Genomic DNA, 23,603 nt, shown 5'->3' on the forward strand with positions numbered 1-23,603 from the left:
TTGTTTGTTATTGCTCAATCGCGTTTTCAATTTCTCGCCGTGCACGACCTATGTGCTTGCGCATCAGCAGTTCTGCTAATTCACCGTCCCGGTCTTGCAATGCCTGGAAAATCATTTTGTGCTCGATCAACGCGCGCTCCGGGCGAGCTTCACCCTTGGAGGTTTTTCGATAAATCCGGATCAGGTGGTAGAGCTCATTACAAAGAAGGTTGATCAGTCGTTGATTGCCGGACGCTTTGATGATTCGATAGTGAAAATCGTAATCCCCTTCCTGATCCATGTAAGCTTCGCCATTATTTTCTTCAACATAGCGTCCATGGCGATCAATGAGTTGACCGAGATCAATCAACTCAGCATCCGTGATATTTTTCGCGGCTTCACGGGCGGCAACTCCTTCAAGGGCTTCGCGCATGGTGAAAATTTCCGCCAACTCCTGGCGCGATAACCTGACGACTCTGGCGCCCACATGGGGTTCACGCACCACAAGCCCCATGCCTTCCAAACGAAGAATGGCCTCTCTGAGCGGGCCCCGGCCAATGCCATAGCGGCGAGACAGCTCAAGTTCGGAGATCCGACTGCCTTCTTCCAACTGCCCGGATACAATGTCCTGCATCAGCAGATCAGTCACTTCTCTGGCCTGGGTCAGCGGTTTGACCGATGTTTTTTCAGCAGCATCGCCCATGAGATTGTCTACAATTATTAATTTTCATGACTTTATATATAAAAATAGATCAAAAATCCACAAGGATTGTAAACAATCCCGAGTTTTTGGCATTTAGACATACGCACAACTCAGAGAAAAAGGAATGTAAGCAGTCGAGTTAAATGACAGAAAGCGCCTTCAGACGTTACACTTAGCCGCAGTTCTGTCCGGATAAATATATGAAGAGTCTGACAATTCTTGAACTGGAGTATAAAGATGACACCAGTCTCTATTTCGAGCATTTTATCGAGTTGCCCTACCCCTGTTTTCTGGATAGCTCCGCCTTTAATGGCACCCATGCCATTTATAAGGATACTTTCAGTCGCTACGACATCATCACTGCAGCACCCGCCAAACACTTCACCGCTTTTCCCGGTGGAAAGCTGATTATTGATGATTTTGTCGATCAAACTAAAAGACAGGTCACCACTAACACACCGCTAAGTTATCTATCAGAATCGCTTGAGCGCATGAGCCTGATTGAGCAAAGCGCTGAGAACAGCGACTTACCTTTTCAGGGTGGGCTGGTGGGCTTTTGGAGTTATGAGCTTTGCGAACAGTTAGAGCCTGAACGGATTCTACCGAGAGATAACGATACACCGCATATATCTGTCGGACTCTACCACTGGGCTTTAGTGACTGATCATAAAAAGCGATCAACATCTCTGGTGTTTCATCCGGATATTCCTGAGAAGATTAAAGCGCAGGTGCTTCAGTCTCTCGATACCGAAAGAAAAGCAGTAAATTCTTCATCATTTAAACTGCTGAAAGCCTTTGAACCGACACAGTCCAGAGCAGAATATCAGACTGCGTTTCAGGCGATACAAGATTATATTGCCGCTGGAGACTGTTACGAAGTCAACCTGACTCAACGTTTTACCACGCACCACACCGGCGATACCTGGGAAGCCTATAAAAAGCTGCGTACCACCACTTTGGCGCCCTACTCTGGTTATATAAGGCGACCGGATATGGCTATTCTCAGCCATTCACCAGAGCAATTTATTCGGCTTAAAGAAGGCAAGGTGTCTACCAACCCAATCAAGGGAACGCGCCCAAGAGGCCTCACGCCAGAAAGCGATCTCGCCATTGCCAACGAGCTAAAGAGCAGTGAAAAGGATCAGTCTGAAAACTTGATGATCGTGGATCTTTTGCGAAACGACCTTGGCAAGGTGTGCAAAACCGGAAGCGTTTCGGTGCCCAGATTATTTGCCCTGGAAAGTTACGCCAATGTTCACCATCTTGTCAGCACCGTGAATGGTGAACTGGATGATCACCACAGCCCTGTGGATTTACTGGAAAGCACATTTCCCGGCGGCTCCATCACCGGTGCGCCAAAAATTCGCTCCATGGAAATTATCCGTGAGCTGGAACCCGTTGCCCGCACCATCTATTGCGGTTCCATTGGTTACATCAGTTGTGATGGCACTATGGATACTAGTATTGCCATCAGAACGATCCTCTCAAAAGATGGGGAGCTTCACTGTTGGGGAGGCGGTGCGATAATTGCGGATTCCGATTGTGACTCAGAGTATGAAGAGTCCATCACGAAAGTGCGTAACCTGATGAATGGACTAGAAGACCACTTTTTAGCCCGCTGATTGATACAGATGAATCAGAACTATTAGTCAGGAAAGTGAAAGGCGCTTTTAGAGCGCCCTTTTTATTAAACTTTACTGGCATCCAGCAATGCTTTCCTAAGCCCATCATAATGAGTGATCGCAGGGTATTGAGGAAACTCTGCAATCACATTATCCGGTGCCATAATCAGAAAACCCGCATCCGCTTCGGACAACATGGTGGTATCATTATATGAATCCCCCGCAGCAAAAACTCGATAATTCAGATTCTTTAGCGCTTTAACAGAAGCCCTTTTTGGATCCTTCTGGCGCAATTTGTAGCCAGTAACTTTACCAGCACCGTCCACTTCAAGGCGATGGCAAAACAACGTAGGTCGACCCAACTGAATCATGAATGGATCAGCAAATTCATAGAATGTGTCGGACAGAATAATCAGCTGAAATTCGCTGCGCAGCCAGTTCACAAAATCCACAGCGCCTTCCAGAGGCTTCATACCTGAAATCACTTCCTGTATTTCATTCAAACCAAGACCGTGCTTTTCCAGAATCCCCAGACGCATGGTCATCAGTTCATCGTAATCAGGAATATCGCGGGTGGTTGCCCGCAGTTCATCAATACCGGTTTGGGTGGCAAACTCAATCCAGATTTCAGGAATCAGTACACCTTCCAAGTCAAGACAGACGACATCCATTAGCTATTTCTCACTGGCTGCTTTTTATGATTGTTGTGATATAAGAGTGTTATAAACATAGAGGACTCACCTGATCTTGCATCAGATCAGACACCCCAAGCCTCAGAAATATATCATATTAACCTAGCCATATAGGCATTAATTCTAATAAGGTACAGATCTTCGCAGGTACAATAAATGTAAAGATACCTAGGAGCATCCCCTATGAAAATCACCATGGTCAAAAAAGTGATGTTGGACGGAAATCTTTGCACCAAGTGCGAAGAAGTTCAGAAACGACTTGAAGATTCTGGCCATATCCACCGAATAGACCAATTTGTAAATGCCGTAGAAGGTGAGCCCGGAAGCACTGGTGCGTTGCTGGCGGATCTTTATCAGGTGGATAAAGCACCGTTTTTTATTGTGGAAGAAGAAGGAAAAGAGCCGGAAATTTACACAATCTATTTTAAGCTGGTCAAGGATGTTTTGTAGAAAGCGGCTTAGAACAGCCGCTTTTTTCAATACTAATAAGTTTTTACAACTTAACGATTAGGCAGCTGGACATGGGAGAAGAGTTCATCAACCTCCACCTTGTTATGACGCAGTACTGCTTCCTGAACCACATCTTTTGTCAGGTGCGGCGCAAAGGCTTCAATAAAGTCGTACATAAACCCACGCAGGAAAGTGCCACGGCGGAAACCAATCTTGGTAATGCTTGGCTCAAATAAGTGGTCAGCACGCAGCGGCACAAGATCCTGATCCAACTCTGAATCATAGGACATTTTTGCCACGATCCCCACACCCAAACCAAGGCGCACATAGGTTTTAATGACATCCGCATCCGTGGCGGTAAACACGACTCTGGGTGAAAGCCCTTCATTCATAAAAGCTTCATCCAGTTTTGAGCGCCCGGTGAAACCGAATACATAGGTCACCAGCGGGAACCGGGCAATGTCTTTCAGGGACAACTCAGAAATCTGCGCCAGAGGGTGATTTCTGGGTACCAGCACACAACGATTCCAGCGATAGCAAGGCATCATCACCAAATCATTAAACAGTTCCAGTGCTTCTGTAGCGATGGCAAAGTCAACGGATCCATCCGCCGCCATTTCAGAAATTTGTATAGGCGTCCCCTGATTCATGTGCAGGGCAACATCCGGATACTGACTAATAAATTGTTGGATAATATCCGGTAATGCATAACGGGCCTGGGTATGCGTCGTGGCAATGGACAGGCTGCCTTTACGCTCATCACTGAACTCCTGGGCCACCTGCTTGATGGATTCCACCATCCGTAAAATATCGCCCGCGGTATCAATTATTTTTTCGCCGGCTGGGGTAATTCGCGTCAGATGCTTACCACTTCGGGCAAAGACTTCCACACCCAGCTCGTCTTCAAGAAGTCTGATTTGCTTACTGATGCCCGGCTGGGAAGTGTAAAGGCTCTGCGCTGTTGCTGAGACGTTCAGGTCGTGGTGGGCAACCTCCCAGATGTAGCGCAGTTGTTGCAGCTTCATTGATGATGGCCTCCGGTCAGGCGGGTTGTTCTGACAAAAGTGGATAGGGAGAAAATCAATCCGTTAGTTCTATATAGAATAAAACAATGACATTAAATTCTTTTCCAGAATACAAGCCAGTCAATATAGTTACCAGCGAATCTCGCTAATTAGTCAACATTTTCAAACATCGTCTGGGCTACTTATAACTTTAGACCATATATTTCAGGATGCTTATGGACTTTCTAACATACATCGCAGCCGGTGCAGGCGTAGGCTTTGCCGTCGGTCTGACCGGTATTGGTGGTGGATCTCTGATGACACCGCTATTGCTGATGTTCGGCTTTCCTATGCACATTGCGATTGGTACAGACCTGATGTTTGCCGCCATTACTAAATCCACCGGTGTTATGATTCATCACCGACAGCGCAGTATTGACTGGTCACTGGTTAAAATTCTTTGCGCTGGCAGTTTGCCCGCAGCCGCCCTGACGATTCTTTTGTTAAAGTTCTTTTTCGACAAGAGCGCTGATTATAGTCCGATCCTTACACTCTGCCTCGGGATTATGCTGACCCTTACTGCTATCTCGTTATTAATAAAGCCTCTGCTCAAACAAAGACAGCTTAAGGCGGTAGCTCGACTCACCACGAAGCAACAACAGCTGCTGACCTTCATAGCCGGCATTTTCCTCGGAATTCTTGTCACACTGTCGTCTGTTGGCGCCGGTGCTCTGGGCACCGCAGTGATCGTATTGCTGTATCCATTACTCAAACCCGTCAAAGTGGTTGGCAGTGAAATCGCCCATGCCATACCACTGGCATTACTGGCGGGTCTTGGGCATATCTGGCTTGGGAATGTGGATTTCATCCTGCTCGGCTTTTTGTTGATCGGTTCCATTCCTGCCATTTCACTGGGCGCAAAACTTGGGAATAAGTTACCAGATACCCTAATGAGAACGGTATTAGCACTGATTCTCTTCACACTTGGCATAAAATATCTGTTTTAGCGGTATTTAATCCGAATGAGGCTTGCAGGGATGCGAGAGTTTGAATAAAGTGAAAATGCGTAAAATACTGCGGTATACCGACAGAATTTATTGACCCGGATATTTCATAAACTGCCCCGAGTCTCGCGCGGGCATTTGCCGTACTAAGGGATTTTGCGATGGAGCGCCGTATTTATGCCCTGTGGGTACCGGGGAGTACGGTCGACTGAGTAAAACTCTCTTAGGGCGGCAAAGGACAAGCGAGAACGGGAGCATGTTTATGAAATATACGGGTTAAACGCAGTCTGTCCCATGACTCTTATCAAACAAAGAGAACGATCTTCAGGCTCTTTAGAACAAGCAGGTAGCACAGGCTTTAACAAAAAATTTCAGCGCATATCAAAACGGAACCGTATTAAATGGCAGTTTTACCCATTGAAGATTTAAACATCCAGTCACAGGAAGTATTGCTGACCCCTGAGCATCTTAAAGCTCAGATTCCCATGACCGATGCTGCCGCCAGAACCGTTTCCGAAAGCCGCGAGGTAATCCGGAATATTCTGGACGGGAAAGATCATCGTGTATTTATCGTGATTGGCCCCTGCTCTATCCACGATATTAAAGCAGCTCATGATTATGCCACCCGCCTGAAAAAACTCAGCGAAGAGCTAAGCGACACTTTATATCTGGTAATGCGCGTCTATTTTGAAAAGCCAAGAACCACCGTTGGCTGGAAGGGTTTAATCAACGATCCTCACCTGAATGACTCCTTTAAAATCGAAGAAGGTTTGCATATTGGCCGTCAATTACTGATGGATGTTGCGGATATGGGCATTCCCGCAGCAACCGAAGCGCTGGATCCTATTTCACCTCAGTACCTTCAGGATCTGGTCGCCTGGTCAGCCATTGGTGCCAGAACCACCGAATCCCAAACACACCGGGAAATGGCCAGCGGGCTTTCCTCTTCGGTTGGCTTTAAGAATGGCACGGACGGCGGCCTTGAAGTTGCGATCAATGCGTTGCAATCAGTTTCCAGCCCGCATCGTTTTCTTGGCCTGAACAGCAAAGGCCAGGTTGCGATCACCCATACCAAAGGGAACCCCTATGGGCATGTGGTGCTTCGTGGTGGTAGCGGAAAGCCTAATTACGATTCGGTAAGCGTCGCTCTGTGTGAGAAGGAACTGGAAAGTGCGAATATCAAACCAAACATCATGGTGGATTGCTCCCACGCCAATTCCAACAAAGATCCGGCTCTGCAACCTTTGGTGATGGAAAACGTGACTAACCAGATTATCGAAGGCAATAAATCCATTGTTGGCTTAATGGTGGAAAGTAATATTGGCTGGGGCAGTCAGAAAATGACCGATAAGCCGGAAGATCTGAAGTACGGCGTGTCTATCACCGATGCCTGTATTGACTGGGATACCACAGAGAAAACCCTGCGCTCCATGCACGAAAAACTGAAAGATGTTCTACCCGGTAGACGCAGCTGATCATCAACGCTACAAACCTCACAGAATCAGTTCGAATTGCTCGGGCTGATTCTCTTGTTTCTCCTCCTCTCCACTTGTTGCCAGCTTCTGTTTAATCTCCACGTATGACAACAACGACAGCTGAGAGCTGGGGGCAACTTCCTCTTTAATCTCCAATTTCCTAATGATCACCGCCTTGCGCTCCACTGGCATATTACTGATTCGTCGGTCGAGAATAGCGGAACAGATCAAACAGACTTTTGGCAGATGCTGATTTTCCAGCACCTGATACTGGCAATCACTCTGCAGCACCTCAGTGCACAGCGTATGGTCACTTCTTGACTCTATATCCAGATTCGCTTCCACCAGATGTCGCATGCCGCTACCATCTTCGGTGACAAAAAAATTGGATAAAATGGCCTGTTTATAACGCTTCACAGTTCAGTCGGACTACTGGGTGATTGATAACAAGAGGAATACAAAAAGGTCGGAAAAGATACACTATTATGACGATGAGTTATACCGGTATCTTTACCATTACGTAAAATTACCATCCCTAAGAGCACCTTGACCAGCACTCTATGTAAATGGCTTGTATTGGATCTTGTTTACGATCCAGAATCGATTCCCCGACGGCGTTTTTACCGCCACTTCATCATCAACAGCTTTTCCAACCAGCGCCCGGGCCATGGGCGAATCGATGGTGATATGATTCTTTTTCATGTCGATCTCATCAGCGCCCACTATACGACACTGCAGAATATCGCCTTCTTCACCCTCCAACTCCACCCAGGCACCGAAGAAGGCTTTGCCTTCTTGCTCCGGGGAGTACTCAACCACTTTCAGCACTTCCAGCCGCTTGGTAAGAAAGCGAATGCGACGATCAATCTCCCGAAGCAACCTTTTACCTTCTTTATACTCCGCATTTTCGCTCCGGTCTCCAAGGGCTGCAGCCTCAGATACGGCTTGGGTCACTTCAGGGCGTTTGGTTCGCCACAGGTATTTCAACTCATGTTCCAGGGTTTCTTTTCCGGCAAGCGTGATAAGAGGTGAGCGGCTCATATAATCAATTAAGCATCTGCATTAATAATGACGAAATAGTAACCGACTTTATGAATGAGCTCGATGGGAAAGTGTGAATCCGACTGAACGATCATTCTCTGACAATCAAAATTCAACAAGGAGTCAAGACTGACAACCCGATTTAGAAATGTTAAGGTTTTCCTACATTTATATAAAACTAACTTAACGCCCAATACCGAATGATTGCGGTAGTCGTAGGATCCCCATGTTTATAAAGTCAGCATTTCATCAAAAAATCGATCACTATTCCAACATCAGCGATGATGCTAATCAGTTACAATAAGTACTGTTAAACCAAATAATGAGCCATCAGTGATTGAAGGCTCATTATTGATAGCCACTTTCTCATGAATGGACTCATAGAGACATAACGCTCTAAAGAGAAAGAAATATAAATACGACAAAACCCAATATGGAGACCCGTGCCAATCAAGCCCGGGTTTACAAAAATAATGACCATTTATTCAGAAGCCATTCAGGAAATGTCTGAATTGGCGTCAAATGAAGAAATTCGCCACCCGTCGGATGCCGTACAATTTCTGGAACGGTGCACTGAATTTGATCCAATTGCCGAAGGTGTTTATGCCACGGTCTACAACCTGCCGGATGAGCCGGACAAAGTGGTCAAAGTCTGCACCAGCCGAAAAGACGGCTATTATCTTTTTGCTCGCTGGTGCATGTCTCAAGAGAATCGAGAAAACCCACACCTCCCATTTATCCATCGGGAAGATATCGTTGAACTGCCAAACGGTTTAAAAGTCCGCTTTTATGTCATCGAGCGCCTGGAAGATATTACTGAAGATGGAAGCCATCCCGTTCAACCAGAGCACTTTCATGATATGGACTTTGGCACGCTCTGGAACGCCTTTAAAACCGTTGCATTTTCCTATGGCATGGATCATCGATCATTACCGGATGAGATAGAATCCCTGGATGCCTTTATTGCAGAGATCAAAAAAGCCAGCGAGCGGTTATCTCAAAAACCCGGCAATGAATCTCTTCCTTCCTTGAAAGAGCAAACTATTGAAGAATATGATTCTTTTTTGAGAACGTTATACGACGTCTTGATTCAGCTGTCCCCGGTGGGCGTTATGGACCTTCATGGCAATAACTTCATGCTCAGGGGCGACACCATTGTTATTACCGATCCACTGTCTCATAAACATGCTGCGTAATTAATTAAACAATTAATAAAAAATAAATGGGGGGTTCCCCACCCCCAAAAACAAAGTTATTTATAAAACGCATTATCCGTATTGGTATGATCTGTGACGTCACGAACCCCTTTCAGCTCAGGAATCCGCTCCATTAATGTCTTTTCGACCCCATCCTTTAGTGTAAGGTCAACTGCCGCGCAGCCCTGACAACCACCACCAAACTGCAGAATCGCTACATCATCTTCCAGCTCTACCAGAGACACCATGCCGCCGTGAGAAGCCAGACCCGGATTAACCTCCATCTGCAGGAAGTAATTAATTTTCATATCCAGCGGGCTGTCGTCATTGACCTTTGGCAACTTGGCGTTTGGTGCTTTGATGGTCAGCTGACCGCCCAGTTTATCTTCTGCGAAATCCACCATGGCATCGTCAAGAAATGGCTCACTGACACCTTCCACGTGGCAGGGAAAATACTCCAGATCCATCTTCAGATCCCCTTCTTTCTCTTCACCCGGCTTGCAATAGGCAAGGCAGGTTTCGGCATGGGGCGTACCGGGATTACTGACAAACAGACGCACACCAATGCCTTCAACACCCTGTTTTTCCAGCAGATTGGCGAGATACTTCTGTGCGGCTTCTGTGAATGTAATGTTCAACGCAACACTTCCTCTATCAGTTTCAGGACTATTCTATGACATTACTGAGTCGCAGAGAATCCCTACTATTCAACTTGGTTATTATTAAGTTTCTTTTAATACATTTATCAGTAAGAATAGTTCCCATTTGCACTTCATCACCAAAATGAGAGTCACCATGAAAGAGACCATCAGCATTCTGGGTTGTGGCTGGTTGGGCACGCCCCTGGGGGAAAGACTGGTTAACAATGGTTACCCTGTCAAAGGTTCCACCACCCGGGCAGAGAAAATAGACAATATCAAAGCTGCCGGTATGGCGGCCTACAACATCAGCCTGTCCCCCGATCCCGAAGGTGACATTGCCGACTTCCTGGATACTGATATTCTCTTCATCAACATTCCACCCGGCAAAGGTGACGGCCAGCCGCATTTTTACCTGAGACAAATGCAGGCACTTGCCAAACAAATTGATGAATCCAGAGTTAAAAAAATCATCCTCATCAGCGCCACATCCGTCTACCCGCAAAATAATGACGAAGTGACAGAAAACGACGCCATTCGTATAGAATCTCCATTCTCAGACACTGCCTGGTTGGATATTGAAGAGCTGTTCACCCTCAATGAAGAACTAAAAACGACAGTGTTACGCTTCTCCGGGCTGATTGGTGGCGATTATCAACCGGGCCGCTACTTCTCCGGCAGAGAGCTGGGCGGAGCGGATGACCCGGTCAATATGATTCATCAGGAAGACTGCATTCTTATTATTGAAGAGATTATTGCCAAGAACCTCTTTGGTGAAGTCTTCAACGCTTCTGCTGATGAACATCCAACCCGTCGCGAACTGTACACCCGCTCCTGCGAAGTGTTGGGAATAGAGCCGCCAATATTTACCGATAAGCCTATGCCCTACCGGCTGGTAAACTGCGATAAATTAAAGAAAGCTTTGAATTACCAGTTTACTCATCCAGACCCGTTGGAAGCGCTAACTGTATAAAAGCATTTAGTCCAGAACGAAACCGGGATTACCTCCCGGTTGCTTCGTTTTTGTACCAGCTCAATCGTTCGTGGAGTGTAACCACACTGCCCACAATAATCAGCGTCGGCGCCCGGACTTTTTCTTCGGCAATGATCTCGTTAATCGTTCCCAAAGTGCCGGTAAACACTTTCTGGTTTTTTGTAGTTCCCTTCTGAATCAAGGCAATGGGCGTATTAATATCACGACCATGGTCAACTAATTCCTGACAGATTCGTGGTAGCCCCAGCAGCCCCATATAAAAGACCAGTGTCTGACCAGGATCCAGCATCTCACGCCAGTTCAACCCATAAGAACCATCTTTCAAATGCCCGGTGATAAAACGTACAGATTGCGCATGATCACGATGAGTCAGTGGAATACCTGAATAGCTGGCACAGCCAGACGCGGCCGTAATACCGGGCACCACCTGAAATGGAATACCCTCATCTGCCAGCGTTTCAATTTCTTCTCCGCCTCGGCCAAAGATAAACGGATCACCGCCTTTCAAACGGAGCACTCGTTTACCTTCTTTTGCCAACTCTACGAGTAACGCGTTGATCTCTTCCTGCGGCCGGGTATGTCGATCTCGTTTTTTACCCACGTAAATGTAATCTGCATCCCGACGACATAGCGCCAATACTTCTTCAGACACTAATCGATCATGAAGTACGACATCTGCCTGCTGCATTAAACGCAGGGCTTTAAAAGTCAGCAAATCCGGATCACCCGGACCGCCACCAACAAGATAAACCTCACCGACTTTTTGTGCTTCACTGGCAAGCAGTGTCTGCTCAAAAATCGCTTGCGCTCCATCAAGGTCGCCGGACATTGCTTTTTCAGCAGCAGGACCGGCCAATACCTTTTCCCAGAAGTAACGTCGATCATTGATATGACTGAATCGTGCTTTTACTTGCTCACGGAATCCGCCAGCCAATGCCGCCAGTTTACCGTAACCCTGAGGCAGAATGGTTTCCAACTTCTGTCGCAGCAAACGAGCAAGAACCGGCGCTTTACCGCCGGTAGAAAAAGCCACCACAACCGGTGAACGGTCAACAATAGCCGGCATGACCGCCGTCCCTGCATCCGCATCATCCACCACATTTACAAACAACCGGCGCTGCCCTGCGGCGGCCGCCACCTGCCGGTTCACCTGCTGGCAATCCGTTGCGGCAATAACAAGGCAAACGTCATCAAGGTCCTGCTCATCAAAGGCTTTTTCAAGCAGCTCATGATGGTCAGAAGAAAGGAATGCACGAATATCAGAACAAATGGCAGGAGCAACCACACGAATCATGGCGCCCGCATCAGACAGCAATCGAATTTTTCGCAGGGCGATATCACCACCGCCAACAATTAAACAACGCTGATCACGTATCTGTAGAAATAATGGCAGATAATCCAAAGTATTCTCGATATTTTATGCAGATAAGGAATAATGCGACTTATATCAGAAGCTAATAACCTAGTACAGTTACCAATAGAAATTACGATATATACCCAAAGGATTTCAAGTTGCTACGCGGCGGCAAGTGAGTGAATCCCCGTGAGCCTACAAATAGTAGGTGATCGGGGTGAGTAAACGCAGCCAACAAAGTAGCAACTTGAAAGGCGAAGGGTATAACTGTTATCCATCCTGATCGAGCTTTCCTCCCTCACGGATTGAGACTTATTCCAAAAATCAGTTTGTTGTCCATATATGATCACTCAATCTAGCGATACACAGCTCACCAACCGGGAATTTCTCCGTAATCTCTGGCAACTGGCACTGCCCATCTCCCTGCAGTCTATGATGTTTTCCATGCTGGGGCTGATCGATATTTTCATGGTTTCGATGCTCGGTGAAACCGAAGTGGCTGCAGTGGGCATTGGGAACCGAATCTTCTTTTTCAACTTGATACTCATTGCTTCCATGGGCAGTGGTATGAGTATTCTGGCAGCACAATATATTGGTGCCCGAAATATAGACGGCGTCCGACGAACATTAGTGCAAACCATTATTGCCTCCCTTGTGGTTTCCATCCCCTTTGTCGTCCTGTATTTGTCGTTTCCTCAGGAAATAATGGCCATGGTCAGCGAAGACAGCAGCTTGGGAGAGCTGGGCCGCGCCTATTTGGTCATTACCGCGCCTTCCATATTATTCATTGCTATTACCATACCGTTTGAAGCACTACTGAGAACGAGCAATGATGCAAAAACACCAACCCGCATTGGATTTATCACCATTCTTTTGAATGTGCTGTTTAATTATTTGCTGATTTACGGAAAGTTTGGATTTCCAGCGCTGGGGGTTGCTGGTTCCGCGTGGGGTACGGCGATATCTCGCCTGATCCAAGTGGGCTTGATCATCTATTACATCGTTAAAGTAAAACCGGACCTGATCCCCAATGCCTGCGACTTTATTCAGTGCCGCATCCCAAAACATTGGCTCAAATACATCAGTATCTGTATTCCCATGCTGCTACAAGACGGGCTGTGGTCGTTTGGCCTGATCCTTTACAACCTGATGTTTGCCCAGATGGGTGTGGAAGAACTCGCCGTAATGAGCGCAATCTCATCCGTAGAAGGTGTACTGATTTCATTGTTTATTGGTTTCGCCATTGCCACCTCCATTCTACTGGGTAAAGAGCTCGGTGCAGGCAACTTTGACATGGCCAGAAAACAGGGACGATTTGCCATGATCGTTGCGCCATTATCTGCACTGACCTTTGGAATAGTGACACTGATATTCAGCAAACAGATTGTCAGTATGTTTGGGGAGTTTGATGGCGATACTGCGGCGATGGCTCAAGAAGTTCTTGTCATTGCCGGCTTTGCCATTGCTATTCGAGTGATTAACTTGACCGGCATTATCGGCGTTTTACGGAGTGGCGGTGATGTTAAAGCGACAGCGGTAATCAACATCATCGGCATGTGGGCTGTTGGTATTCCGCTAACCTGGGTTGCCATTAACCACTGGCATCTGCCGTTGTATCTGGTCTTTATCTGTGCGCTGATGGAAGAAGGTACGAAAGCAGTTTTGGTACTGTACCGAATTATGAAAGGAATCTGGTTGAAAAATCTCGCTACAGAAAACTGAGAAGGAAGGAACCGGTTTCCAGAACGGAAACCGGTAGATAACGATTATTCGATAATCGTAAGACCGCCCATATAGGACTGCAGCGCTTCAGGAACATGAATGCGACCTTCCGCGTCCTGATAGTTCTCAAGTACCGCTACCAGAGTACGACCCACCGCAAGGCCAGAACCATTTAGCGTATGCACCAGTTCAGGTTTGCCGGACTCATTGCGGAAACGAGCCATCATACGGCGCGCCTGAAAATCCACACAGTTACTGACGGAAGAAATCTCACGATACTGGTCTTGCGCTGGCAACCATACTTCCAGGTCGTAAGTTTTGGCCGCGCCAAAGCCCATATCGCCACCACACAAGGCAACAACACGGTACGGCAAGCCCAGTTTCTGCAAAATGGCTTCTGCATGACCGGTCATTTCTTCCAGCGCCTCAAAGGACTTCTCTGGATGAACGACCTGAACCATTTCCACTTTTTCAAACTGGTGCTGACGAATCAGACCTCGGGTGTCACGACCATAACTGCCCGCTTCACTTCGGAAACAGGAAGTATGAGCGGTTAAACGCAGTGGCAGTTTATCCGCCTCAAGAATTTGCTCACGCACCAGATTGGTCAGTGTCACTTCAGCGGTTGGAATCAGATAAAATTGTTTCTGCTCTGCACCGGACTCATCATCACAGGCGGTTTTAAACAGATCTTCACCAAATTTTGGTAGCTGACCGGTACCGTAAAGCGCCTTGTCATGAACCAGCAGTGGTGTTATGACTTCTTCGTATCCGTGCTCTGTGGTTTGCACATCCAGCATAAACTGGGCAAGAGCACGGTGAAGACGGGCAATCTTGCCACGCAACATGGCAAAGCGCGCGCCGGAGAGCACTGCTGCCGCTTCAAAATCCAGTCCGAATGCTTCGCCAAGATCTACGTGGTCTTTTACTTCAAAATCAAACTGACGTGGTTCACCCCAGGTACGGACGAGCACGTTATCGTTTTCATCTTTACCTTCTGGCACCGAGTCATGGGGAAGGTTTGGTACTTCCAGCAGCAGATTGTTCAACTCTTCCTGAAGTTCGGAAAGCGCATGCTCATTTTCCTTCACTTCCAGGTTCACCTGATCCATCCGCGCTTTCAGTTCAGTAACATCACCGCCCTGGGATTTGATCTTGCCAAATTCCTTGGAGCCCGACTTACGTTCACTCTGCAGCTGCTCGGTTTTTATCTGTAGCGATTTACGGCGCTCTTCCAGAGAAACCAGACGCTCTACATCCAGTTTGTAGTGTTTCTTTAACAGCTGTTCCGCCACAGCGTCAGGTGTGCTGCGTACGAGTTTAGGGTCTAGCATATTCCTACCAATTTAACTGATTGGTTGATGAGTGGGTTACCCTTACTTTGTCGGGCTGCGGGCAACTGAGTGATGATACACCATGAAAGCAGGACATTCGATATTGGAAGAAGCCGTCAACGTTATAAATGACAGATCAGTTAATCAGACCCCGGGCACCGATGTAACCCAACCAGGTACCCAGCAAGCAAATGAAAACACTGCACAAGGTATAGGCCACGGCTTCAATAAATCGGTCTGATTGCAATAGCCTGAATATATCAAGGGAAAACGTAGAAAACGTGGTTAACGCCCCAAGAAATCCTACCGTTAAAACATCTTTCCAGATGGGCGGCAACAGGCTTTTTTCCACCAGACAGTACCAGCCAATTCCCATTAAAAACGAACCCACCACGTTTACCGCTAATGTTGGCAGCGGGAATAAATGATCATTCCCTGATCGGGCAAACCATTGGTAAATCATGGAACGACTGAGAGCTCCCAGCGCACCACCTGCGGCTACTGCCAGATAATTCAACAGGTAGCTGTATTGCATGGGAGACTCCTCCGGTCATTGGATAAAAAACGGTAACAGGTTACCAGATTTTGATAATGCGCCCTTCTATCCAACTGCTTTTCTATTCAGGGTTTGATTTGTACGTGTTACGACAACAAAATATGATTGGATAATATAAATAAATTACCGCTTATTAGGGCTTTCTTGATCCAGTGAAGCCAGCCAACTCAGCTTTTCCTTTATCTTGATCTCAAGACCACGGTCGTTTGGCTCATAATATTGCTTTACATCCATTCCTTCCGGAAAGTATCGCTCCCCAGCGGCATACGCATTGGGTTCATCGTGAGCATAACGATAACCTTCACCATAACCAAGACTCCCCATCAACTTAGTGGGCGCATTACGAAGATGATTCGGTACTTCATAAGAAGGCCCGCTGCGGACATCATCCATCGCCGCTTTCCAGGCTTTATAAACTGCATTACTTTTCGGTGCACAGGCGCAATAAACTGTGGCGTGGGCCAATGCCAGCAACCCTTCTGGAGCCCCCAGACGTTCAAACGCCTGCCAGGCGTTCATTGCTATTTCCAAAGCTCTGGGGTCAGCATTACCAATATCTTCACTGGCAATCGCCACTAATCGTCGGATGACATAAAGAGGATCACCGCCGCCATCGACAATTCTTGCTGCCCAATACAATGCAGCATCGGGTTGGGAACCTCTGACGGATTTGTGGAAAGCAGAAATGGTGTCATAAAACGCATCGCCGCCTTTATCAAAGCGCCGGCCGGTATCGGCCAATATGGCCTGCACGGTTTCACCGGTGATAATGCCACTTTCTGCAAGGTCCGACGCCACTTCCAATGTGTTCAGCGCCTTGCGTCCATCACCATCGGAGTAACGTACTAGAATCTCCCGGGCTTCTGAATCCAGAGTAACGCCTCTACTGCCAAGCCCCCGCACTTCATTAGTGATAGCCTGATCAATCACCTGCCCTATGGCATCATCACCCAATGGTTTCAGCACATAAACGCGGGCTCGAGATAACAGAGCATTATTTAATTCAAAGGATGGGTTTTCAGTGGTTGCGCCAATAAATATAACGGTTCCGTCTTCTATATGCGGAAGAAAAGCGTCCTGCTGGGACTTATTAAACCGATGAACCTCATCAACAAAAAGCACGGTTTTCCGATTGTGAAATCGCTGTTCATCCTTCGCCCTTGCTACGGCCTCACGGATATCTTTCACACCAGAAAGCACCGCAGACAACGTCTCAAAATGTGCATCGGTTTTCGTGGCGATCAAACGAGCCAGTGTCGTTTTTCCAACACCAGGCGGCCCCCAGAAAATCATGGAGTGCAGCATACCTTGCTCTAATGCTTCTCTCAGAGGTTTGCCTCGAGCCAGAATATGATCCTGACCGAGATACTCATCCAGATTCGCCGGACGCATTCGGGCAGCAAGGGGCTCGTATCGTTTGGAGTCAGGAACATCAAAAAGAGAGGTCATTGCCGGCACTTTGCCTTATCTAAACGCTGCATCTACAGAATTACAGATTGCTTTCATCAATAATATCAAAGCCGTCGTTTTCCAGCTTCTTGATATCTGGCTGAAACAGCTCATTATTCACTGGTTGATTCAAGGTGACGCCAGTGAAATCAATCCGTCGTTTACCGCCGAGGGTATCCAAAATGGTAATGGCGGAAATTTCACCTTCGGAAAAGTTGATTTCCAGCTTTTCAAACAGATCTTCACTACGCAGCGGCTTCAGGGTAAACACCTCTTCAGGGCCATAGTTCATACGAATGACGGAGTAGCCTTTTAGAAAAACACTGGCATTGCCACTGAGCAGTTGAACCGCTGTAGGACCTGATTGATCATCCTGTTTTTTGATCACCACCTGTTTGAAGTCCGGATCCAGCATCCAGAGTTTGCCGTCTCTGACAACAATTTCCTGACTGAAAGGCGCAGTGATATTCCAACGAAACTGGTTAGGGCGCTTTAACTGCATATCGCCCTTTTCAACTTTAGGTCGGCCATGTTTATCGATGGTACTTTGGGTGAAGGAGGCACTCACCGTATCCATTCCCTGTAACTTATTCGCCAAATCGTTTGCCGCCTGAGTATCATTTGCAACACGGGCTGGCGTATCGCCGGGAGCCTTTTGCTCGGCAGATACCGGCAAACCAAGCGCTAACATCATCGGCAACAGAGCCAGTAATTGTCGTTTTTTCATCGTCTTTAATCTGCACTATAAAATTAATTCTTGGGCGGTGGTGGCGCAATCACGTCTCGGTTGCCATTATGCAACGGTGGACTTACGACACCTGCCGCTTCCATGGCTTCAACCATTCGGGCGGCTCGGTTATAACCCACTTTCAGTTGTCTCTGCACCGATGAGATAGACGCCCTTCTTGATTCCGTAACAAAGGCGACAGCTTCGTCATAAAGGGGATCTTGTTCGCTATCGTCCAAACCGCCGGAAATTGCGCTGCCTTCTGAGGCATCAGACACCCCGTTAAGAATCTCATCCACAAAATCCGGTTCGCCACGTTGTTGCCAGTCGGCGACCACTCGATGGACTTCATCATCACCCACAAAGGCACCATGAATGCGCACAGGCACACTGGTTCCCGGCGGTAGATACAGCATATCACCATGTCCGAGAAGCTGCTCAGCACCGCCCTGATCAATGATGGTTCGAGAATCGATCTTACTGGATACTTGAAAACTGATACGAGTCGGCACGTTGGCTTTGATCAAACCGGTAATCACATCCACCGATGGACGTTGAGTTGCCAGAATCAAATGAATTCCGGCAGCACGGGCTTTTTGAGCAATACGGGCGATGAGCTCTTCCACCTTCTTACCAACAATCATCATCATGTCAGCAAATTCATCAACCACCACGACAATAAACGGCAGTTTGTTTAGCTCGGGGGCAATATCATCGGAAGAGACCGGTTGATAGAACGGATCACGCAAAGGTTCACCCTGGTCAGCGGCGTCTTTCACCTTGCGGTTATAACCCGCAATATTCCGAACGCCAAGATGCGCCATCAATTTATAGCGACGCTCCATTTCAGCCACACACCAACGCAGCGCATTGGCGGCTTCTTTCATATCCGTTACCACCGGTGCCAGCAAATGGGGAATACCGTCGTATATCGACAGCTCCAGCATCTTGGGGTCGATCATAATCAGACGAACATCTTCCGGCTCTGATTTAAACAGCATGGAGAGCAACATGGCGTTGATCCCCACGGATTTACCAGAACCCGTTGTACCCGCCACCAGCAAGTGCGGCATTTTTGCCAGATCGACTGTCACCGGCTGACCAGAAATATCATGTCCCAACGCGAGGCTGACTGGCGACGGCGCGGATTCGAAAGAAGGTGAAGAAATAATTTCGCTGAAGAACACCGTTTCACGATCATCGTTGGGTATTTCAATACCCATAACGGATTTTCCGGGAATGACTTCAACCACACGCACACTGACCACTGCCAACGAACGAGCCAAGTCGCTGGCCAAGCCCGAAATCTTACTGGCCTTCGTGCCCGGGGCCGGTTGAATTTCAAATCGGGTAATAACAGGACCAGGCAGTACCGCCACCACTTCAACATCCACATTAAAGTCTTTCAGCTTCAACTCGAGCAGACGGGACATTTGATCGAGAGACTCTGGACTCATGGCTTTACCCGAGGGGCGCGCCACATCCAGCAAATCCGCAGTAGGCAAACGACCCACCGGCACATTCTTGTTGACCGGAACGGGTTTCACTTTTGGCGGAGGAGGTACAATCACAGGTGATCGGGGCTTAAGGGCGGCCTCCTTAACTGCTCTGATCGCAGCAGGTGACGGCAATTCTTCCGTTATGGGCATCACAGGGTCTTTTCTCAGAACAGGAATCGACTCGGCCGCGTGTTTTCGCTCTGAGCGCTCAGCTATATATTCTTTAATGCGTCTAAAGCCATTGACCGTCTTCCGCTGACAGAATTTCAGGAACTGCATACTCCAATAACCCACCGTATCCATCAAATAAAACCAGGACAGGTCAGTATAAAGCGTCACCCCAAGCAAAAAACTCGCCATCAACAGCAACGTGCTACCAGTGACATTAAAGGCAGGGATAAATACCGAGATGATGAGTTCACCGATGATTCCACCGGTGCTGGAAGGAAACAGATCATTCAATGCGTGGTAATGAAGGGAAGCCAACGCCGCGCCCGAGGCAATCGTCAGTACAAAACCAGTGCTGCGAATAGTAAATAGCCAACCGTGCCACTCATTGGGTTCGTGCCGATAGCGGAAAACCTTAACGGCTTTCAGAATGAACACCACCGGCACCAACCAGGCCAGAAAGCCAAACAAATTGAGTAAGAAATCAGACGACCATGCACCAATTCTGCCGGCACTGTTGGCCACAGAATCCGCTGTCCCAATAAATGACCAACCCGGATCGCCCTTGTGGTAACTGAACAGCGCCAGAGACAGAAAAGCCGCCAGCACCAGCCAGCAAAACATAATCCCTTCCTGAACCCGGGATGACAGTGTTTCGCTCACTTTTTCTGAGTGACCAGACCGTTTCCGTCGCCGGATAGCTACCTGGTCCACCGATGAATCACTGCCGGACTGGCTGCTCTTTTTGCTTACCGACTCTGCCATTCAGATCCCTGAAAATACCTGATAATAAATACAGTAGTTTAACGTAGAAAGATAACACGAGCCTTGAAGGCTCTACAATCCCCGTTAACCCCTCAGCCCAGCCTGTGCGAACATCTCTCTATTTCTGAATCGCTTTTAGATAAGTAGAATAACTTGTTTCCCCTTATCGGCTTTTATCAATGCTGCGTAAACCGCTTACCCACTTTCAAGAGACTGTACAACATCCTCATCACTCACTGGGGTTTCTGCTGCTTACGCTGATTTTCAGCATCGTTTTCTCGCCATTGATGATCGATTATCAATCCATTGCCGGCACAGTGTTTTCTGCATTAATGATTGCCAGCATGGTGCTCAGCCTGCAGGCCTTGACGGAAAAGTCGCCACGACTCCGACGCTGGCTAAAAGTCACCGGCATTGCCATTGTAGTGCTGCGACTGTTGGCGGAGCATTCAATATCGCCACCGTGGTTACCCTTATTTACTTTAATTGCCAGCATGCTGTTTAACCTGGGCATGATGGTTATGCTGATGGGGCACCTTTTCAGCAAGCAGCCAGAAATGGAGAAATTGCTGGCCGCTATTAACTTTTATCTCCTGACCGGCGTTACGTTTAGTTATCTCTATTTGATGACCAACTTATTCTCACCCGGATCCTTCGATATGCCAGCCCAGAGCATTTCCAGCTGGCCGGATTATCTGTATTTCAGTTTTGTCACGCTAACCACATTAGGCTACGGCGACATCCTACCCTTAAGCTCGCTGGCGCAAAGCCTGGCATCACTGGAAGCCGTTATTGGTGTTCTCAGCCCTACTGTGATGATTGCAAGGTTTGTAGGCAAATAATCCTTATTCTGAATACGAATATATACGACTACTCTAATCTATAACTCAGAGTATTGTGTTTGCCGTTCAATATGATTAACGAGAATAAAGCTATGGAATCTGTACACGGTCATAACGTGCTTAACCTGGTTAAAGAACAGGAAGCAGCACTGACTAAAGAAAACCTGATGAGCGCCATCGCCGAAGCATTTGGTACCGATGCCCGCTACCACACCTGCTCGGCTCGCGATCTGACCGCAGATGAACTGGTTAGCCAGTTTATTGAAAAAGGCAAATTGGTTGAAGCAGATTGCGTGATTCAATATCACGGTTGCAATTGCCACTGTCATTGATTTTTCAATTTGCAAAAAACAAAAAACCGGTCACTAGAACCGGTTCCAAACTTTACGATTATTGCCTGTCTGATCTTCGTGATTTATACACCACCTCCCCCGCGGGGTATAAATCGTTTCTTTGAGGAACCCCCTTTCACACTTTCCTCATCAGGCATGAGCCATCTTACGTATTGTCTTTACTGAACATATTGATCCACATCAACATTACCGTTTCTCTACAGTTCAAATGTTAACCACTGTGAGAACCCGTTCACACATCCTCCAATTGGCATAAAAAATTCATAATAAGGTACACCTTCTGTGCCGATAGCTATTTAACGACCATTCGTTACTCACTGCTATTGGATACTTCCCATGATTATTAACGCTTTTATAACCACATTAACCTTGAGCTCCGTCTTACTGACCACCGCTGCCATCAGCAGCACTGAGACCCTAACCACTGTGCACCCGATCGACGGAGAACATAAAACTCAGTCTATTCCCGCACCGAAATCATTAACGCCTCCCCCAGTCAAATCGAATACAGAATTGGTGGAGCAAGCGCTTAAGTATGGAATGTTGGCAGACGCTTATCAGAAAAGCCCTCAGGGGATGATCACCGAAGGGTACCGCTACCAACTGCGCCAGCTTTACCTTAACTGGCTACCAAAAGCCCTTGAGGTGCCGGGTCAAACCATTGAGAAAGCCAACGCAGCTATAATACGACAATGGTCTGACTTACTCGGTCAGGCAGACTACCCTGCCTCAGAAAAAGAACAATGGGTTTCTTTGCTGGCCAATGCGCTGAATGATTGGTCCAACAAACATCAACGCCAGTTCTTTTCATTAAAGGACATCACTTCTGTCATGCCTGTGCTCAAGAATAAATTAGAGGAGTGCAACCAATACCTGCAGAAACCAAGCAGCTTCAATTTAAAACAGAATGCTTGCCACTCCATGGGCTCAATTACCCGCCAGGTTACCTCAGAAAATAGCTCAACAGACTCACTGAATGCCTCAATGAAAGCCGCCACGTATCGCTTTATTGAAAGTATGAATGACACTCACACTCTGCCCTGGTATCAAGAATATCTCGATAGCAAAAGTGCATTCAATGACGTGATTCGTGAGCGACTGGACACCGGCTACAGTTACCAGCAACTCTCACAGATACTGCAACTGGCGGGTATTGATTACCCGATTATCTATCAACATATCCGTGACTTTTCGCTGGTGCACCCGCAACCCTATTCTGAATAATTGCGTTACCATGGCTTTCCCTTTTCTGGAAAGCCCTCTCTCAAAAGCCCTCTCTCAAAAGCCCTCTCTCAAAAGCCTTCTCTCAAAAGCCCTCTTTGAACAGCCTTGTGTTAATATGCGTCATTTATCGAGTTCACGATTCATGGCGCTCAAAGCAACCATCTACAAAGCGGCAATCAATATTGCCGACATGAACCGGCATTACTACGCCGATCATGATCTGACCCTTGCCCAGCACCCGTCTGAAAATGCGGAACGCGCCATGCTTCGAGTATTAGTATGGGCTTTGCACGCTAACAGTGAACTGTCGTTTACTCGCGGCATCAGCACAGACGATGAGCCGGATATCTGGGAAAAAAACCTGAGTGGAGAAATTGAAACCTGGATTGAACTGGGTCAGCCCGATGAAAAGCGCATCCGTAAAGCCTGTGGCCGGGCACGAAAAGTCTGTATCTATAACTACGGTGGTCGAACACCTGAAGTCTGGTGGCAACAGAATAGAGACAAACTGTCACGGTTCGACAACCTACACGTGTATCGGATTCCCGAAGCCGCCAAAGAACTCACCGTACTTATGGAAAGAGTCATGAAGCTGCACTGCCTGATTGATGAAAACCAGATCACGATGGGGAATGATAAAGACTCAGGTCAGTATGAAATAACACAGCTATTTCCGGAAAACTAACGCCGATTTATATACCCGTTTCCGCTATTACTTATTGATCATTATTCCCTGAGCCAATAAAGTGCCGACCCCAGCCATGACAGAATCAAGATGACGTGGCTGGCATCATCGATCACTGAGGCCCTGA

General features: G+C 47.4%; 23 protein-coding genes. 11 read left to right on the top strand and 12 right to left on the bottom strand.

Annotated features, from left to right (window positions below):
* Positions 1-7: 7 nt before the first annotated feature.
* Positions 8-682, bottom strand: coding sequence for a GntR family transcriptional regulator (locus tag Q1B11_RS02690; RefSeq protein WP_299727003.1), 675 nt, complete (start codon positions 680-682; stop codon positions 8-10).
* Positions 683-882: 200 nt separating this feature from the next.
* On the opposite strand from Q1B11_RS02690, the gene pabB reads away from it, so the two are divergent.
* Positions 883-2,304 (top strand): aminodeoxychorismate synthase component I, encoded by a 1,422-nt coding sequence (pabB, locus tag Q1B11_RS02695; RefSeq protein WP_299727006.1) that lies wholly within the window; start codon positions 883-885, stop codon positions 2,302-2,304.
* A 65-nt stretch (positions 2,305-2,369) separates the two neighbouring features.
* Here pabB and thrH read toward each other — a convergent pair whose 3' ends face one another.
* A complete protein-coding gene (gene thrH / locus Q1B11_RS02700) occupies positions 2,370-2,975 on the bottom strand; it encodes a bifunctional phosphoserine phosphatase/homoserine phosphotransferase ThrH (protein WP_299727009.1) in 606 nt (201 codons plus the stop codon).
* A 204-nt stretch (positions 2,976-3,179) separates the two neighbouring features.
* Between thrH and Q1B11_RS02705 the strand changes: the two genes are divergently transcribed.
* Positions 3,180-3,446: a hypothetical protein gene (locus tag Q1B11_RS02705; RefSeq protein ID WP_299727012.1), complete on the top strand. Its 267-nt coding sequence runs from the start codon at positions 3,180-3,182 to the stop codon at positions 3,444-3,446.
* A 50-nt stretch (positions 3,447-3,496) separates the two neighbouring features.
* Here the strand turns inward: Q1B11_RS02705 and cysB are convergent, their stop codons facing one another.
* Positions 3,497-4,471, bottom strand: a complete 975-nt coding sequence (gene cysB / locus Q1B11_RS02710) for an HTH-type transcriptional regulator CysB (protein ID WP_299727015.1) — start codon at positions 4,469-4,471, stop codon at positions 3,497-3,499.
* 215 nt (positions 4,472-4,686) lie between these two features.
* Between cysB and Q1B11_RS02715 the strand changes: the two genes are divergently transcribed.
* Together Q1B11_RS02715 and Q1B11_RS02720 are read left to right on the top strand one after the other, a co-directional pair.
* Positions 4,687-5,457 carry a sulfite exporter TauE/SafE family protein gene (locus Q1B11_RS02715; protein WP_299727018.1) on the top strand — a complete coding sequence of 257 codons (771 nt, stop codon included), beginning with the start codon at positions 4,687-4,689 and terminating at the stop codon, positions 5,455-5,457.
* 398 nt (positions 5,458-5,855) lie between these two features.
* A complete protein-coding gene (locus Q1B11_RS02720; protein ID WP_299727021.1) occupies positions 5,856-6,929 on the top strand; it encodes a 3-deoxy-7-phosphoheptulonate synthase in 1,074 nt (357 codons plus the stop codon).
* 18 nt (positions 6,930-6,947) lie between these two features.
* Here Q1B11_RS02720 and Q1B11_RS02725 read toward each other — a convergent pair whose 3' ends face one another.
* Positions 6,948-7,346, bottom strand: a complete 399-nt coding sequence (locus Q1B11_RS02725; RefSeq protein ID WP_299727024.1) for a hypothetical protein — start codon at positions 7,344-7,346, stop codon at positions 6,948-6,950.
* Positions 7,347-7,487: 141 nt separating this feature from the next.
* Positions 7,488-7,970 carry a transcription elongation factor GreB gene (gene greB / locus Q1B11_RS02730; RefSeq protein ID WP_299727027.1) on the bottom strand — a complete coding sequence of 161 codons (483 nt, stop codon included), beginning with the start codon at positions 7,968-7,970 and terminating at the stop codon, positions 7,488-7,490.
* Between the two features lie 473 nt (positions 7,971-8,443).
* On the opposite strand from greB, the gene Q1B11_RS02735 reads away from it, so the two are divergent.
* Entirely contained in the window at positions 8,444-9,166 is a 723-nt protein-coding gene (locus Q1B11_RS02735; protein ID WP_299727030.1) for a hypothetical protein, read from the top strand.
* A gap of 56 nt (positions 9,167-9,222) precedes the next feature.
* Here Q1B11_RS02735 and nfuA read toward each other — a convergent pair whose 3' ends face one another.
* Entirely contained in the window at positions 9,223-9,804 is a 582-nt protein-coding gene (gene nfuA / locus Q1B11_RS02740) for a Fe-S biogenesis protein NfuA (protein WP_299727033.1), read from the bottom strand.
* Positions 9,805-9,961: 157 nt separating this feature from the next.
* Here nfuA and Q1B11_RS02745 point away from each other — a divergent pair, with 157 nt between their 5' ends.
* On the top strand, positions 9,962-10,777 hold the full coding sequence (locus tag Q1B11_RS02745) for a hypothetical protein (RefSeq protein WP_299727036.1): 816 nt from the start codon (positions 9,962-9,964) through the stop codon (positions 10,775-10,777).
* Between the two features lie 28 nt (positions 10,778-10,805).
* Here Q1B11_RS02745 and cysG read toward each other — a convergent pair whose 3' ends face one another.
* A complete protein-coding gene (gene cysG / locus Q1B11_RS02750) occupies positions 10,806-12,200 on the bottom strand; it encodes a siroheme synthase CysG (protein ID WP_299727039.1) in 1,395 nt (464 codons plus the stop codon).
* Positions 12,201-12,494: 294 nt separating this feature from the next.
* On the opposite strand from cysG, the gene Q1B11_RS02755 reads away from it, so the two are divergent.
* Positions 12,495-13,874 carry an MATE family efflux transporter gene (locus Q1B11_RS02755; protein ID WP_299727042.1) on the top strand — a complete coding sequence of 460 codons (1,380 nt, stop codon included), beginning with the start codon at positions 12,495-12,497 and terminating at the stop codon, positions 13,872-13,874.
* 44 nt (positions 13,875-13,918) lie between these two features.
* On the opposite strand, the gene serS is transcribed toward Q1B11_RS02755, so the two are convergent.
* The 5 genes from serS to Q1B11_RS02780 all read right to left on the bottom strand — a co-directional run bounded on the left by serS (position 13,919) and on the right by Q1B11_RS02780 (position 20,372).
* Positions 13,919-15,208, bottom strand: coding sequence for a serine--tRNA ligase (gene serS, locus Q1B11_RS02760; protein ID WP_299727045.1), 1,290 nt, complete (start codon positions 15,206-15,208; stop codon positions 13,919-13,921).
* Between the two features lie 136 nt (positions 15,209-15,344).
* Positions 15,345-15,743, bottom strand: a complete 399-nt coding sequence (gene crcB, locus Q1B11_RS02765) for a fluoride efflux transporter CrcB (protein WP_299727048.1) — start codon at positions 15,741-15,743, stop codon at positions 15,345-15,347.
* Positions 15,744-15,887: 144 nt separating this feature from the next.
* Positions 15,888-17,213 (bottom strand): replication-associated recombination protein A, encoded by a 1,326-nt coding sequence (locus Q1B11_RS02770; protein ID WP_299727051.1) that lies wholly within the window; start codon positions 17,211-17,213, stop codon positions 15,888-15,890.
* Positions 17,214-17,253: 40 nt separating this feature from the next.
* A complete protein-coding gene (gene lolA / locus Q1B11_RS02775; protein WP_299727054.1) occupies positions 17,254-17,940 on the bottom strand; it encodes an outer membrane lipoprotein chaperone LolA in 687 nt (228 codons plus the stop codon).
* A gap of 23 nt (positions 17,941-17,963) precedes the next feature.
* Positions 17,964-20,372: a DNA translocase FtsK gene (locus tag Q1B11_RS02780; protein WP_299727058.1), complete on the bottom strand. Its 2,409-nt coding sequence runs from the start codon at positions 20,370-20,372 to the stop codon at positions 17,964-17,966.
* A 179-nt stretch (positions 20,373-20,551) separates the two neighbouring features.
* Here Q1B11_RS02780 and Q1B11_RS02785 point away from each other — a divergent pair, with 179 nt between their 5' ends.
* The 4 genes from Q1B11_RS02785 to Q1B11_RS02800 all read left to right on the top strand — a co-directional run bounded on the left by Q1B11_RS02785 (position 20,552) and on the right by Q1B11_RS02800 (position 23,476).
* Positions 20,552-21,214 carry a potassium channel family protein gene (locus Q1B11_RS02785; RefSeq protein WP_299727061.1) on the top strand — a complete coding sequence of 221 codons (663 nt, stop codon included), beginning with the start codon at positions 20,552-20,554 and terminating at the stop codon, positions 21,212-21,214.
* A 92-nt stretch (positions 21,215-21,306) separates the two neighbouring features.
* Positions 21,307-21,546, top strand: coding sequence for a YecH family metal-binding protein (locus Q1B11_RS02790; RefSeq protein WP_299727064.1), 240 nt, complete (start codon positions 21,307-21,309; stop codon positions 21,544-21,546).
* 357 nt (positions 21,547-21,903) lie between these two features.
* Positions 21,904-22,791, top strand: coding sequence for a hypothetical protein (locus tag Q1B11_RS02795; RefSeq protein ID WP_299727067.1), 888 nt, complete (start codon positions 21,904-21,906; stop codon positions 22,789-22,791).
* 115 nt (positions 22,792-22,906) lie between these two features.
* Positions 22,907-23,476, top strand: a complete 570-nt coding sequence (locus Q1B11_RS02800) for a YaeQ family protein (RefSeq protein WP_366139428.1) — start codon at positions 22,907-22,909, stop codon at positions 23,474-23,476.
* Positions 23,477-23,603: the final 127 nt, after the last annotated feature.

Source organism: uncultured Endozoicomonas sp. (genome assembly GCF_947495845.1).
Taxonomy (GTDB): Bacteria; Pseudomonadota; Gammaproteobacteria; order Pseudomonadales; family Endozoicomonadaceae; genus Endozoicomonas.